This is a genomic window from Furfurilactobacillus sp. W61-4 (assembly GCF_057545565.1).
This window is the reverse complement of sequence record NZ_BAAJNZ010000001.1, coordinates 490,597-504,769: the sequence shown is the minus strand read 5'-3', so window position 1 is coordinate 504,769 and position 14,173 is coordinate 490,597. Positions and strand designations below refer to the sequence as shown.

Sequence of the window (14,173 nt, the reverse complement as noted above, 5' to 3'; positions counted from 1 at the left end):
ATGAGGATACCGGACTATTTGTGCTGGAGTAAAATTTCGACATGACGAATTTCGTTAATGGCGACATGTTGATCATGACTTAAGTAGACATCATTTTCTTGATAACCAAGCACGGTGCCCGTAATATCAGCCATGAGTTGTCCATCGCTGCGGTGGGAGAGGCATTGAATGCTAACCTGTTGGCGTTTGGCAAATGCTTGCGCCAAGATTGTTGTAATGGTGACGGCGCTTTGCTGTGGCTTGGCCAGGTGTTGCTCGTGCTTAACTGCCGCTTCTTTTTTAAGGGCACTTGTATGATCAGAAAGATAATATCCCTGCCATTTAAGCATCCCACGATCGACATAATCATGATCAAAGAACGCTTGAACGACTTTAGGATCATATTTATAAGGTTCGTTCTTCATCGACATCTTTCTTTCGTTGAATGATTCGCTGGGAGCGTGGCCAGCGCTGACCAGTAAAACCTTTAAAGTGTTGCGTGAGTTGCGTATGCTGTTGGATACCATTGATGATGGTTTCCAGATAGCCTAAATCATGGCGTTCGATTGTATGCAATGGTGTCGATCGGGTCCGATGTGCCTGTTGGCGAGATTCAAAAAAGAAATTGTAAGTTTGATCATAAGAATCATCGACGATAAGTAACCAATAGCGAACCCGTGGTGCACGGACGAATAGGGCGTCAATACGGTCGCAGATAAGGTTGAGATCATTAGTCATAAGCGTTGCCTCCGTTATGGCCACCCACCAACGCTGTCCGATTGGTTGCTGTTCCACCAGGCAATGTGCTGCGGGCAAAGATTGCGGACCGGAATCCGAAACGTTCACGCAGATAATCCACCATGGCTTCAAACCGTTCATTTTTTTGTTGACGCTGAGGATCGACAAACAGATCAAGCTGTTGGCCGGTGTTGGGGCGCAGATAACTGGTATAAACCGCAACATTACGTATTGTTTGGCCCGCCCAGTGATCGTGAAAAATGGTTAATAACGCCGCGACCAGTGGCTGATTATGGTCGGTTGGTTCAATTCGCATGGCTTGGTGAAAACCATCACGTCCGTCTGTTTCACTGGCGGCATAAGAAAACCCGATGCTAAGGGTGATGCAACCGGCGAGTTGGTGATGGTGGCGCAATCGTGCGCCTACTTGTTCGCCGATTTCTTTAATGACGGTTTCAATTTCATTCTGATTATTATAGTCACGTGGAAGCACCTGGGAGTTGCCGATACTGGCTTCATGAACCGGAACAAGTTGCCGTAATTGTGAGCGATCAATCCCCCAAGATAAGGCAAATAATTGGGTTCCGATCACCCCTAGTTCGGCCTTTAAGGCGTAAGGATTGTAATGTGCAAGCTCGTCCATAGAGTGAATTCCCATTCGATTGAGGTGTTGTGCAGTGCGCCGGCCAATGCTCCAAACATCATCAAGTTTAGTGATCGGCCAGATTTTTTCAGGAATCGTCTGATAGCGGATTTCACCAATTAGATCAGGCGCGTGTTTGGCATACAGGTCTAGGGCTAATTTGGCTTGAGCGGGATTTTCACCGATGCCAACCGTCACATAAAGTCCCAGTTCGCGTCGAATAGTATCTTGGATCAAATGAGCAACTGTCAACGGCCGGTCACCAAATAAACGCCAGGAGTGGGTTAAATCTAGGATTGATTCATCAATGGAGTAGGGCCACAAATCCTCGTCGGCCACAAAGCGACAATAAATATTATTGATTTGTAAATTACGCTTGATGTATAGATTCATACGCGGAGGGACGACGAGAATATCTTCATCTTGCGGTAAGTCTCGTTGGCGCGAAACATTGGCTTTTAGTCCATAGCGACGTTTGGCTTCCGGAGAAGTTGCTAAAATCAACCCGCCATTTGTGTTGGCTTGTTCACTCATTACCACTAAACACGTGATCAAGGGGTCTAAATCACGCATCGACGCTTCAACACTGGCGTAAAAAGATTTGTTATCAATCAAAAAGAAGACCCCGTGCGGTTCTTTTTGATCGTCGTAGTCATACGTTTTGTCCATTAAGATCACCTCACATCGGGCTAAGTATGTGTTGATAATACAAACATATGTTCCCTTATGTCAAGAGTAACCATTTTAAAAAATATGAATGGCACAAAAATGGGGCTGTAACATAACGCCGTTTTGCCAAAACGAAAATAGCACTGTTTCCCGAACTCTCGGGAAGCAATGCTAGTTATGTTGGATGGAATTGGCCGTAGCTTGGCGCGCATTATTGAGGCAATGTTCGTCTCACATATACTCATGTCACAAGCCCTTAAAAATAAGCTTAGCAGAGTGCATTAATGGTTGGCTTGTTCAACGGCGGCATCATATTGCTGTTGTAACAATGTGATTGCAGCGGGTTCACTACGCGGAGCAGTGTAGGGTTTCATGGCTAAACGCCGAACCATTGGATCATTATCACCATAGTGAACATCAAATAATTCGTGCACACTATCTGTTTGACCGTAATCGTTATGATCCGCATAGTTGAACGAAGCCCCGTTGATAATGGCGTTTCGCTCCTCGATCGTTAAGTTACGAACATAATTGGGGACATCTGTGACCGTCGCTAGTTGTGCCAAGGGAACAACCAAAAAAGTTGGTATGGGCACAGGTGTAATGATGAATTCACTGTGAAAATTGACTAACCGTTTAAAGTTCGCGGTGGGCAATGCTGGTAAAACACCGCGGGCTAACATTTCAGGCACCTTATTGTGTAGTCTTGATGAACTAGCTTGACTACTAGCTTGACCGTGTCGCCGCGCATCTTGATCAAAATTAATCAGGGCTTCTAGGTCAGTTTGCCCAGTTTGTTGAAAATTCTGTCGAATATAAGCGACGTTATGTGCATCAATATAATAACGCAGTTGATGAACAATTCGCGTATTTGAATCATCCAGCGCTAATCCATTGGGAAACGCCGTCCGAACCGTTTGTGATAGCTGGCCCCAAAAAGCGTCGTTGGGTGCCAACTGTTCGGCAAAGTCACGATCTAAGATTAAATCGCCAGTGGTCTGGTTTAAGTGAGCGCCAAGCGTGGTCAAGACGTGGCCTAATTTATCGGCGGCGGAAAGGGTGCTAGCCGAAAATAGTTGTGAGAACAAGGGACTGCCAGCCTGGATGCTAGCCGCACGCCATGTGTCAAATTGGGTTGCCAGATTGGTGTCGTTAACTTGATGCGCAATCTGTTTGGCTAACGCGGCAATCGCTGCTTCATCCCAATGATCATGATCGGCTAAAGTTACCAATAAGTCGTATGTACCATCCACATAGTTTGGCATATTTGAGCTAGACAAACTAACGGGGGGTTGAATAAAAGAAATTAATGTTTGACGTTGAACCATGGCACAAGCCTCCTGATGTATTAGAACAAGCCTACCATAAAAACAGGGCACGAGGTGGATTTCAGGCGTTTCATTATTTTTTTAAACAAACCGAATCCACTTTCTTAGGTACAAAAAACGCAAAGTCTTTTGTACCGACTTTGCGTTTTGTCTTTCCAGATTAGAAACGAAATTAAAGCGTTGTTTGATTAATCAGTGCTCTTGAACTGTTTGTGGATGTGCTTTTTCGTAACGGTATTCGAAATAAAAGTATAAAGTAATGTATAAATAGCACAGTGCGGGTACGACAAAAGAAAATTGCATGGAGCCCGACAAATCAGAAACGATCCCTTGGATAGCTGGTACAATTGCCCCACCGATTAGCGCCATTACGATTACTGCGCCGGCTGTTTCGGTATGTTGCTTTTCATGAACTTGATCTAATGTGTGGGTATAAATTGTCGGCCATTCTGGACCAAAGAAAAAGCTAGTCATGATAGCGGCGTAAACTGCAATCATATTGGGAACCGTGAAGGTAACGATTAAGGATAAAACTCCGAGTAACGAATAGGCGACTAAGGTTCCAGTAATTGAATATTTACTCATAAAGTAGTTGGCGATTAATTTTCCAATGAACCAGGCAATGTACGAGTAAATCATGAAGGTTGAAGCAGCACTATCGGTAATCTTAGGGTTAATGTTCAAGGCTAGCCGAATCGTGAAAGACCAAACCGTGGTCTGTAGACCAGCGTAAATAAATTGGGTAAAGACCCCTTTTTTGAAGGCGTTATTATGCCAAAGATAACGTAAGGTTTCACTAAGCGCTGGTTGTTTCTCTTCAACCATGTCATTATCAGTGTTAACACGAGTGGCTTTTGCTTGCGGCATTGGCACCAAGGCGAAAGCAATCAGCATGATTAAAAGTACAATCAGAATGTACTTATATGGACGTAATGTTAGCTGCAGCATTTGTTCGCCGTATACGATTCGTGCAGCACCGTGCATATGCGCCATTTTTGCGCTTAGATTACCAACGGCGCCAAAGATTAGAAATTTACCTAGTAAAATACCCGTGATATCACCGAGTGGTACCAGAGTTTGGGAGATGTTGAGGCGCAGGGTAGAAAACTTTTTCGGTCCTAACATCGAACTATAAGTGTCACTAGCCGTTTCTAAAAAGCTAAGGCCGATCGCAATCGCAAAAATAGCGACCAAAAACATGCTATAAGTGGCCACGCGCGAAGCGGGGAAGAAGAGCGAACAACCCAAAATATAAAAGATGAGTCCGGTCATAATTGCAAATTTATAGCTAGCCTTTTTGATGACCAATGAGGCTGGAATGGCAATCAAGAAATAACCGCCATAGAAAGCACTTTGAACAAAGGCAGTAGCTGCGTCATTAAGCATGAAAACAGTCTTGAATTGGGTAATTAAAATATCGTTTAGACTAGCGGCTGCGCCCCAAAGTGGGAAAATTAGGGAGACCATTAAATATTGAAAAATGGGTGTCTTGCTTAGATAACCATCGGAAAGTTGTTCCCAACCATGGCTTTTTTTGTTTTTGGCTTGAGTTGCCTGCATGGTAGCTGCTCCTTATGATTTTGAAATTTTAAGTAAAAGGTTTTACGTAGAAAACGAACGCTAAAAGGTAACCCCGGATTCTAAGATGATATTCGAGTAGGCCGACATTTCACCGGTTCGAACAAAAGCATGCGTTTGGGCTAAGTCACGTTTGAGTTCGACGTGTGGTAGAAAGACAATCTCGACATCAGGTAATAAGGCTTTAATCGCCGTCAGTTGTTGAGGATTAACTGTTTTTATTTCCTCAGCCAAATAAATCTTTTGCACGGCTAGTTCGCTGAGCACGTTTTCTAACACATCGATGAATCGTGGCAGATCTTTTGTCACCGCTAAATCGATCTTTTGGGTCCCGAGTGGTACTGGCATCCCTGCGTCACCGATGCTTAGCCAATCCATGTGACCCATTCCGGCGATGACGGTTGATAATTCCGAATTTATGACGGTTGTTTTTTTCAAAATTAGGACTTCCTTTCAATTTGTGAGGTAGTTATAAATTAGACTAATTTGTAAAACGTTTTACTTCAGCGATTAGCCGCAATCTGTTTTTGAAAACGCTATTAAAATTATCATGGCATGTAACCGATTGCAATACTTTTTTCGGATATTTGTTAAGGAATTGACTAAGCAGCACGACCAAGGTGACAAACTTTGCGCTTGACTTTTGCTACCCTCGCTATAAAATAGTAAGTAAATCAAAGGAGGGTTCGTTGATGACACCAATGGAAAACATGAGTAACGCAGAGTTGGATGATGTAATTAAGCGTGATGGTAAAGTGATGCTTTACTTTTCCGCAACTTGGTGCCCAGATTGTGCCTTCATTAAGCCAGTAATGCCCGATATTGAATCAAAGTATGATCAGTATCAGTGGGTTCACGTTGATCGTGATGCTAACCTTGACTTTTCCCAAGAGCTCGGTGTTATGGGAATCCCAAGCTTCGTTGCTTTTGAAAATGGTCAAGAAATTGGTCGCTTTGCCAATGCCGATCGGAAAACACGACAAGAGGTTGAACAATTTATTGATTCAGTTGAAGGTCAACCTGCCTAAGTTAGGACTGTTTAATATTAGCGTGATCACTTGTTAAGTGGTCACGCTTTTTTGATGACCTTCAGCTTAGCGCTGATTGAAAAATGACAAAAGTGCTAGACTGAGGAAGATGACTAAGGAGGATCGCATCTCATGTTTCTAACGATGAATGATGGCGTTAAATTAGCTTATAGTGATCAAGGAACCGGCCAACCGATTGTGATTCTGACCGGTTTTGGTGGTGCTAAGGAAATTTGGCAAGCACAGATTCCTGCGCTTTTAGCCGCGGGGTATCGGGTTATCAATGTCGACGCGCGTAATCAAGGCCAATCACAACACACGGTTAAGGGCCGTCGAATTAGTCGCCATGGGATGGATCTAGCAGAAGTGATCCAGCAATTAATGCTTAAGCACGTTATTTTACTGGGTAACTCGATGGGTGCTGCCACCATCTTTGCCTATTTATCCTTATTCGGTGATGCCAATGTTGGCGCCGTGATTGATATTGATCAGAGTCCCAAGATGATTAACACACCAGATTGGCCATATGGCTTCAAACAGGCAACGTGGACTGACTATCCTGATTATTTTCGGATGCCTTTAGGGCAGTCAACCTTCAAGCATATTGATGACAAGACGTTTGCATTAGTGCAGGCGGCTGCTCAAAAGGCGCCTTTTGACGCAAAGCTAAATGAACCATTCTTGTTTGATCATGCTGCGGCAGACTGGCGGGATGTTGTTGCTCAACTGAGCAAACCATTGCTGATTTTGGCCGGTGCTCAGTCACCATACTTTAACCCAGATTTTGCGGCGATAACTGCCGCCATGGCAGTTAAGGGTGAGGCTAAGGTTATTCAACAGGCTGGTCACATTGTGATGGCCGAACAAAGTCAGGCAACGACCGAAGCCATTTTATCATTTTTAAAACGTGTTTAACGTATCTAAAGACGCGACAAAATACGCCTAAGTGAACTGCTTGAATACCTTTATTGGCAGTTATCTAGGCGTATTTGTCTTGCTCAACAAAGCATAAAAGTTAATCTTCCCAGTGGTCAACCAATGTAAAGGTTACATTATTGCTACCTGAAACCAATTTGGAAACAGGACAGCGTGACTCAGCTAGTTCAAACCAGGCTTGAGCGGTTTGGCGATCAACCTCATCGGCGGGAATATATACGGTGACATCAACGAAGAATTGAAGTCCATGAGTGTCGTGGGCTTGATCAACGTCTGCTTTTACTTTGGTGCGATGTTCATAACCATTACGTTTCTCAATTGCTTCAAGTGTTGCATTAAAACATGTCGTCAGTGCAAGGCCAAGCAGCTGTTCCGGATTAGTTCCTAAATGATCGTTGCTAGTTGTATTAATCTTCACATCAATTTCATCGGTACCCACAGCGTAGGCATGGCCGATCAGACCATCTTCGTTGATGAGCGTTGTGTGATAGGTTGTTCGTGGACGTTGAGATTTATCGATCATGATTTGATCCTCCCGGCGGTTTTGCCCAAGTTTATTAGCCTTAGTTTAGCGATTTGAAAGCGATTACGCAATTAATTTGAACGCGTGATGCTAGATTAAGCACGATAAAAATCTAAATAGATATTTCAAAAGTATAAAAATAGGCGACTTAATTTGCATTATTTAAAAACAACGGTATAGTTACACTGTAAAATTAAATCGGAGGCACAGAGATGGCAGATCAATTAGATGAAGTCTTGAAGTTACATGCACGCCACAATGGTGTGTTAGGAATCGAGTCAGAAATGGCTGTCAAAAATCGTAGTGATCTAGGGAAGGCTTACACGCCCGGGGTGGCAGCTATTTCCAAGTTGCTGGCCCAGGATCCGAGTTTACGTGATCGTTATACGCTCAGTGGTAAGTTAGTCGCAGTTGTTTCAGACGGTTCGGCGGTCTTAGGCTTGGGCAATATTGGCCCAGCCGGTTCTTTACCGGTAATTGAGGGTAAATCGTTATTGTATAAAGATTTAGCTGGTGTGAATGCGTTGCCGTTGTCTGTTGCACAAGTGTCAACGGATGAATTTGTGGCAACGGTTAAGAACATTGCTGGTAGCTTTGCCGGAATTCACCTTGAGGATATCGCCGCGCCACGTTGTTTTGAAATTGAAGATCGTTTAAGTCAAGAACTAGATATTCCCGTCTATCATGATGATCAAGAGGGCACGGCGGTGGTGGTTATGGCTGGTTTGTTGAATGCTGCCCGGGTGGTTGGTAAGGATTTCGAAAACTTACGAGTTTTAATTAATGGTGCTGGCGCATCTGGGATTGCGACGGCCCGTTTGTTAGCCGCTGCGGGGATTAAACAGATCACCTTAGTTGACATCAATGGGGTCATTACACCAGATGATCAACGAGCTAATACCTATCAGCGTCAATTAGCCGCTCAGCTAGGGCAACACGTGACTGGTTCAACCTTGTCACAGGCGATTGTTGATCAGGATGTTTTCATCGGCCTATCAGATGCCAATGTTCTCAGTGCGGAAGCAGTCAAAACGATGGCCAAGCAACCGATTATTTTTGGGTTAGCTAATCCTGTGCCAGAGATTGACCCTGACGTTGCCCAAAAAGCAGGGGCAGCAGTAATGGCGACTGGTTCTAGTCAATATCCTAATCAAGTTAATAATATCTTGGTCTTTCCGGGCTTATACAAAGGTCTCTTAAGTAGCGGGCTAAAAAAAGTCAGTTTACAGCTAGAGGCCAATGTTGCCAATGCGTTAGCTAATATGGTTCAGGAGCCAAAATCAGATCATATCGTTCCCGGCGTATTCGACGAAGGCGTTGTGAGAACGGTCGCTGAGGCAGTGGTGGATTTTGCCAAGACTAACGCGTAGGCTTAAGTTAAAGTTACGCGATTTTTAGCTATATTCCGATGATTGCGGTTATTTGCTATTAACAAGTGATTCAAAGAGAAGCCGAAATAAGTCAATCATTGTTGCTTAAGTCAGCTTGATAACATGAAGAAAGTCGAGGCGTAGAAGCAATGACCCAATCCATTTTTTCGACTGGCGTCCCCCAATCGATTGCGGATGTATTGGCCAATAAAGATCAACGCGTTCAAAGCCAATGGCGCTTGGCAAAGCGATATCCAGGTCAGACAATTGTTACCTTAAAGTTGAATATTCCTGGACCAATCAAAAATAATGATGCTTTGACCCGAATTTTTGAAAATGGGGAAAGCACTTGGCAAACGAGACTTAATCAGGAACAGTTCGTTATGACTGAAACACAACAATGGGACAAAGAAACTGGCTGTGAAACTCTAATGGTCATTGACGGATCGGCCAAAAGTTTGAAGCAATTGGCGGTTCAATTCGAAGATGAGACGCCATTGGGACGTTTATTTGACGTGGACGTGCTCATTAACGACGACGAACAGTTACAAGCATTGTCACGGACGCAACTAAGTTTGCCGGTGCGCCAGTGTTTTATCTGTGGGCGACCGGCGAAGGCTTGTGCTCGATCGCGACGACATAGTGTCGACCAGCTGCAGGACCACATCAATGATGTCTATCAGGCAACATTCGGGGCAATTTTATGAAGGTTGAACGAACCGAACGACAACAACAAATTGAAAAATTAAGTCAGTTGGCCATACAGGCGCTCATAATGGAAGTCACGGTCAATCCTAAACCTGGCTTAGTCGACCCCGTGAGCCCGGGACCACATCCAGATATGGATGTTTTCACGTTTATTACGAGTGCAATGAGTCTCCAACCGTATTTCAAGCAAGCAGCTCAATTAGGTAGTCAGGCCGGTTTACAGGCTGGGCCTTCATTATTTGAACAGTTACGGGTAATTGGCAAAAGGGCTGAGACGAATATGTTTGCTGCAACCCATGGCGTTAACACCCATAAAGGCGCAATCTTTTCATTGGGAATTATTGTAGCTGCCGCCGGGGCAACAATTGATGTAGCTAGCAATATTCGATCAAATCAAATCTTTGCTATAACCAAGAAAATGCTGACTGGTGTATTGGAAAGTGATTTCAAACACCTATCCCACCGCAATCCGGAGTCGTTAACAGCCGGTGAACGGCAATTCTTGCAATATGGCAAGACTGGTATTCGAGGTGAAGCAGCCGCAGGTTTTCCAACGGTTAGCCAATTGGCCTTGCCATTTTTGCGGCAAACGACTGGCCCAACGATGGATCGGTTACTGGATACATTAATCAAAATTGCCGGCGCAACCAGTGATTCAAATTTAATCAAGCGCGCAGGAACTCCAGCGATTACTGAGTGGATGAATGAACAGAGTCGACAATACTTCGCTCGTGGGGGGAGCCAGACAACCGCGGGGCAGGCGTTTTTACGTGAGTTGAATCAAGTCTTCCTTGAGCGTGGTTTAAGCCTTGGCGGATCTGCCGATTTACTCATCTTGACAATTTATTTTGGCTTATTAGAAGCGTTGTTCTAGATAGGCCTAGATGAGTATGTTGACAGCAATGCTAGACGGAACGTGGGACATCGGTCGAACAGTAACTTCGGTTAAAAAGTTACTGCTCGATTGATGTCCCGTTTTTATTTAGATTTTGAGTGGCTCAATGACAAGTTTTGGCAACCTGAACTTAAATCTGAAGCCGCGACATAAGCGACCATTCAACCGTGCAAACTAGTATTAATTTGATGAACAACAAAGCGTAGATACAACCAATAACCAATCCAAGAGATTAAGTACCAGAGTGCAAAACCGCCAAGTGTCAAGCAGATGCTGAGAACGGATAGTGAAAACCACTGATAGACGGCGGCACAAGTTAAGTAGACCAGACTGGATGAGCCAATTATCAGAGCATATTTTAAAATTGGGACTAACTTAATCGAATTGAGCAAGTTAACCAGGCCTAATAAGAGACATAACCCCCAAATTTGAAGCACCAAATGGCCGAGATGATCCGGATCTTCGATGAGCAAGTTGATGGCCAGTAACGAATTTCCAATAAAAAATGAAATTAAAAAACTGGATAGTAGTTGTTGCCGCCAATTAATCATGAGACACACCTCCAGTTAAAGATTGTGAACGATTGTGAACAGCCTCGCGGAGTGAATGCACATATCGACGGGAAATTGCGATAGACAAGTGGTGATCTAGTTGCGCCATCATCGTCCCGGAGAATGATGCGTCGAGTCGATTAAGGTATCGTAGATTAAGTGCCGCGGACTGAGAGACTGTAAAAAGAAGTCCATCCGGTAGTGCCTTTAGGATTGCAGTCAATGAACCGAATGTATGATACGTCTGCGTCAGCGTTGTGATCGTGAGTTCCTTATGAGCGATCTCGATGGCAATAATCGTGCTTGGGTCCACCAATATTTGCTGACCGTGTTGGCGGATTAGCAGTCGATCATCCTCATCACTGAAATTTTCGAGATAAGTGATTAAACGGCCAACCAATGGTGTTTTTTGTGGTGCGAAGATCGTGACCGAAATTAATGGCTGGTTCCGTAATGCAAAGTTGATTTCCAAAAGACCTCGCCTCCTTTTGTGATTTTAGATTACCACGAGAATCCGCCAATGGAAGTCATATTGCCGATCTGGTCCTTTTAACTGCGTATGCGGTTAAAAAATTAATTTGAATGCGGTTTCATTACAAAAAGGGTACACTAGGGGCAACTAGAAAGGGAGGTTAAATCACTATGTCAAATCGTTTGAACGGTAAAGTTGCCATTGTAACAGGAGCTGCGGCAGGAATTGGTCGCGCAATTGCGGAAGGGTTCGTTCGTGAAGGTGCCAAAGTTGTTGTAACTGCAGATCATAACGTGACCGGTGGACAGGCGGTTGCTGAAAGCTTGGGGGATGCCGGTTTATTCATTCAGCAAAATGTCGCATCTGAAGCAGATTGGGATAAAGTAATTGCCGAAACCGAAGCCACATTTGGACCACTAGATGTTTTAGTCAATAACGCCGGCATTGGTGGCACAAATGGACCGGTGGAGAGTTTGAGTTTAGCTGATTGGCAAAAAGTGATTGACGTTAATTTAACGGGTAACTTTCTCGGGGTCAAAGCCGCCATTAACGCCATGAAAAAGAATGGTGGCAAAGGGTCGATTGTCAATGTCTCTTCTGTGGCCGGGTTGCGCGGCCTACCGATGGCGGCGCCGTATTCGGCAAGTAAAGGTGGATCGCGATTGTTGACCAAAGCCGCTGCATTGTCCGTGGCTCAAGAAGGCCTACAAATTCGAATTAATTCAGTCCACCCAGGTTGGGTTGATACCGCCATTATCCCAGAAGCAATGCGTGAGGCTGTGGTCCAAACAATTCCAGTTGGACACATGGGTCAACCAGAGGATATTGCGAATATGGCAATTTTTCTAGCATCTGATGAATCCGTGTATGCGACGGGGGCTGAATTTGTTATGGATGGTGGTCAGAACGCTTAGTTAATGGCCCCGCTTAAGCACACTTAAAAGCGACAACTTGCTGTTTAAATGACGGTGAAGCTGTCGCTTTTTTGCTGACACAGAGGCAAAATGTTATATACAAATTTTCAATAAAACCTATAAAACTACTTGCGGTCAACCAAGGTGGAGTGTCAATCTGTAATAAAGTACAACAAATCCAGGCTCTTCAGCTTATTGTATACGGCATCTTTCTAAAAATTTACGAGATCATTATTAATTCATTTATCATGCTCAGTATTTTGATCGAAAGCGCAATTTAGCGCTATTTGATCAAGATAGATGAGAAATCGAATCTATTTACGATAGCACAAACGGAAACAAGATTATTGTTAACCGGTGTAATATACAATAATGCATTAAACGGCGAGTTTTGCGCAGATTTTCCGATAAAATGATGCTACTAATTGGGTATAACAAAAAGCTAAAGAAGGCGCTTTCTATTTTTTGCTTAGCTTGTTATAATTTTCGGTAAAGCATTAAGGATATCTAAAGGTGTCACAATGGGAGGGGTAATTTTGGCTAAACGACAAAATCGAACGATCGCGACATTTGGTGCGCTGACAGCAATTCTTGCTGCTACTGGACCAAGCGTATTGGCCGCGCAAGTTAGACAGCGACCGGTGCCCATTCATCAAGATAAGCATTATCATGTTTCTTTGAAGTCGGTTAAAGCGTTGGATGAACTTCGCTCAAAGGCCGGGCAGGCTAAGGCGCCAGCAACGCATCAAGAAAAAATGGCCCCCAAACTTAAACAGTCAACAGTTACCCCAATCGATCCTAATTTGCCGCGTTATGTCGTGGAATCAGGTGATACTTTATGGGCGTTGGCTAATCAACTGGGGGTCACGACGCAGACATTGATGGATATTAATCATCTGAAAAATTCGGTCATTCATGTTGGTCAAACCATTGCCGTCACGGCACCGTTGAATCAAAGCGAAGATCAGTCAGCTGCAGTCGATGCAGCACCAGCCCAAACTAGTGAAAATGTAGTGGTGAGTGGCGACTCAACTGCCACATTAAACCAACCAAGTGTCGCAAGTGCTCCTACAAGTGCGGCGTCTAACGCTGAAGTTACCGTCCAATCGACGGCGGTTAGTCGCCAAGAACAGGCAACAATTGTTCAGCCATTAGTCGCCCATAACACGAAAATTCACTTAACTTCGACTCCTGATGCTGATCAAAATTCAGTCGATCAGGCCTCAGTCAGTTCAATTAGTCTTGACCCACAAAGTTACCTAACTTCAGTTAAGACACAAGCAGTCAACACGGCCGTTGGCTATGTGGATCAACAGATTCCATATCAACCAGGGGGCGCCAGCAACGCCGGAATGGACGGCTCCGGTATTGTCCAACAAGCTTACGCGCAGTCCGGCGTCACATTACCTCATAATACGGTCGCTCAGGAAGCTTATTTTACGCAAGAACCAGTTGATCAAGCGCAACCGGGAGACGTGTTATTCTGGGGAGCACCTGGAATGACCACGCAAAATGCCATTTATATCGGTGGCGGTCAGTATGTGACAGCTGTCGAGCCAGGACAAAATGTGTCTGTTTATACGTTAGATGGGCAAAGTGCGATGCCGAGCTTTAGTGGCACGTTGTCACAAACGACGACCATTATTTAGCCTATTTTAGGTTGCAACTATGTGACAATTCGAATACAAATCAAAATTATGGTTGCAGTACGGGGATTACTCATTAATTTCACAACGTTTCTAAACAGATACATCGATTGATAACAAAAGATATTGTATATAACATTAAATTGATTTTGCTTAATTAGTTTGTTCTACCAAAATCGAGCTAAATTACTGGCT

Annotated in this window: 16 protein-coding genes; 7 read left to right on the top strand and 9 right to left on the bottom strand. The window is 44.1% G+C overall.

Translation table 11 applies throughout. The annotated features are described in order from the left end of the window. Positions 1-14 precede the first annotated feature (14 nt). The 6 genes from AC27FN_RS02485 to rbsD form a co-directional block, all read right to left on the bottom strand. Positions 15-404, bottom strand: a complete 390-nt coding sequence (locus tag AC27FN_RS02485) for a hypothetical protein (RefSeq protein ID WP_487166447.1) — start codon at positions 402-404, stop codon at positions 15-17. Further along, complete coding sequence (locus tag AC27FN_RS02480; protein WP_487166446.1) at positions 385-717, bottom strand: acetyl-CoA carboxylase; 333 nt, start codon at positions 715-717, stop codon at positions 385-387. The genes AC27FN_RS02485 and AC27FN_RS02480 overlap by 20 nt, the downstream gene beginning before the upstream one ends. Further along, on the bottom strand, positions 710-2,029 hold the full coding sequence (locus AC27FN_RS02475) for a Y-family DNA polymerase (protein WP_487166445.1): 1,320 nt from the start codon (positions 2,027-2,029) through the stop codon (positions 710-712). The genes AC27FN_RS02480 and AC27FN_RS02475 overlap by 8 nt, the downstream gene beginning before the upstream one ends. Positions 2,030-2,310: 281 nt before the next feature. Beyond that, the gene (locus AC27FN_RS02470) at positions 2,311-3,357 is read right to left on the bottom strand and encodes a DUF3114 domain-containing protein (protein ID WP_487166444.1); all 1,047 of its coding nucleotides are present in this window, start codon (positions 3,355-3,357) and stop codon (positions 2,311-2,313) included. Positions 3,358-3,549: 192 nt separating this feature from the next. Beyond that, on the bottom strand, positions 3,550-4,917 hold the full coding sequence (fucP, locus tag AC27FN_RS02465; RefSeq protein ID WP_487166443.1) for an L-fucose:H+ symporter permease: 1,368 nt from the start codon (positions 4,915-4,917) through the stop codon (positions 3,550-3,552). Between the two features lie 60 nt (positions 4,918-4,977). Next, positions 4,978-5,373, bottom strand: coding sequence for a D-ribose pyranase (rbsD, locus tag AC27FN_RS02460; protein WP_487166442.1), 396 nt, complete (start codon positions 5,371-5,373; stop codon positions 4,978-4,980). Between the two features lie 254 nt (positions 5,374-5,627). Between rbsD and AC27FN_RS02455 the strand changes: the two genes are divergently transcribed. Both AC27FN_RS02455 and AC27FN_RS02450 read left to right on the top strand, forming a co-directional pair. Further along, complete coding sequence (locus AC27FN_RS02455; protein WP_487166441.1) at positions 5,628-5,963, top strand: thioredoxin family protein; 336 nt, start codon at positions 5,628-5,630, stop codon at positions 5,961-5,963. A 132-nt stretch (positions 5,964-6,095) separates the two neighbouring features. Further along, positions 6,096-6,878: an alpha/beta fold hydrolase gene (locus tag AC27FN_RS02450; protein WP_487166440.1), complete on the top strand. Its 783-nt coding sequence runs from the start codon at positions 6,096-6,098 to the stop codon at positions 6,876-6,878. A gap of 100 nt (positions 6,879-6,978) precedes the next feature. Here the strand turns inward: AC27FN_RS02450 and AC27FN_RS02445 are convergent, their stop codons facing one another. Further along, positions 6,979-7,422 (bottom strand): OsmC family protein, encoded by a 444-nt coding sequence (locus tag AC27FN_RS02445; RefSeq protein WP_487166439.1) that lies wholly within the window; start codon positions 7,420-7,422, stop codon positions 6,979-6,981. Between the two features lie 212 nt (positions 7,423-7,634). On the opposite strand from AC27FN_RS02445, the gene AC27FN_RS02440 reads away from it, so the two are divergent. The 3 genes from AC27FN_RS02440 to citG all read left to right on the top strand — a co-directional run bounded on the left by AC27FN_RS02440 (position 7,635) and on the right by citG (position 10,374). Continuing rightward, a complete protein-coding gene (locus AC27FN_RS02440) occupies positions 7,635-8,792 on the top strand; it encodes an NAD(P)-dependent malic enzyme (RefSeq protein ID WP_487166438.1) in 1,158 nt (385 codons plus the stop codon). A gap of 149 nt (positions 8,793-8,941) precedes the next feature. After that, on the top strand, positions 8,942-9,499 hold the full coding sequence (gene citX, locus AC27FN_RS02435) for a citrate lyase holo-[acyl-carrier protein] synthase (protein ID WP_487166437.1): 558 nt from the start codon (positions 8,942-8,944) through the stop codon (positions 9,497-9,499). Continuing rightward, positions 9,496-10,374 (top strand): triphosphoribosyl-dephospho-CoA synthase CitG, encoded by an 879-nt coding sequence (gene citG / locus AC27FN_RS02430; RefSeq protein WP_487166436.1) that lies wholly within the window; start codon positions 9,496-9,498, stop codon positions 10,372-10,374. The genes citX and citG overlap by 4 nt, the downstream gene beginning before the upstream one ends. 182 nt (positions 10,375-10,556) lie before the next feature. Here citG and AC27FN_RS02425 read toward each other — a convergent pair whose 3' ends face one another. Together AC27FN_RS02425 and AC27FN_RS02420 are read right to left on the bottom strand one after the other, a co-directional pair. Next, positions 10,557-10,946: a DUF3021 family protein gene (locus AC27FN_RS02425; protein ID WP_487166435.1), complete on the bottom strand. Its 390-nt coding sequence runs from the start codon at positions 10,944-10,946 to the stop codon at positions 10,557-10,559. After that, positions 10,939-11,418: a LytTR family DNA-binding domain-containing protein gene (locus AC27FN_RS02420; RefSeq protein WP_487166434.1), complete on the bottom strand. Its 480-nt coding sequence runs from the start codon at positions 11,416-11,418 to the stop codon at positions 10,939-10,941. Before AC27FN_RS02420 ends, AC27FN_RS02425 begins: the two co-directional genes overlap by 8 nt. Positions 11,419-11,588: 170 nt before the next feature. On the opposite strand from AC27FN_RS02420, the gene AC27FN_RS02415 reads away from it, so the two are divergent. Both AC27FN_RS02415 and AC27FN_RS02410 read left to right on the top strand, forming a co-directional pair. After that, complete coding sequence (locus AC27FN_RS02415) at positions 11,589-12,332, top strand: glucose 1-dehydrogenase (protein WP_487166433.1); 744 nt, start codon at positions 11,589-11,591, stop codon at positions 12,330-12,332. Positions 12,333-12,868: 536 nt separating this feature from the next. Beyond that, on the top strand, positions 12,869-13,981 hold the full coding sequence (locus AC27FN_RS02410; protein WP_487166432.1) for an NlpC/P60 family protein: 1,113 nt from the start codon (positions 12,869-12,871) through the stop codon (positions 13,979-13,981). The last annotated feature ends 192 nt before the right edge of the window (positions 13,982-14,173 follow it).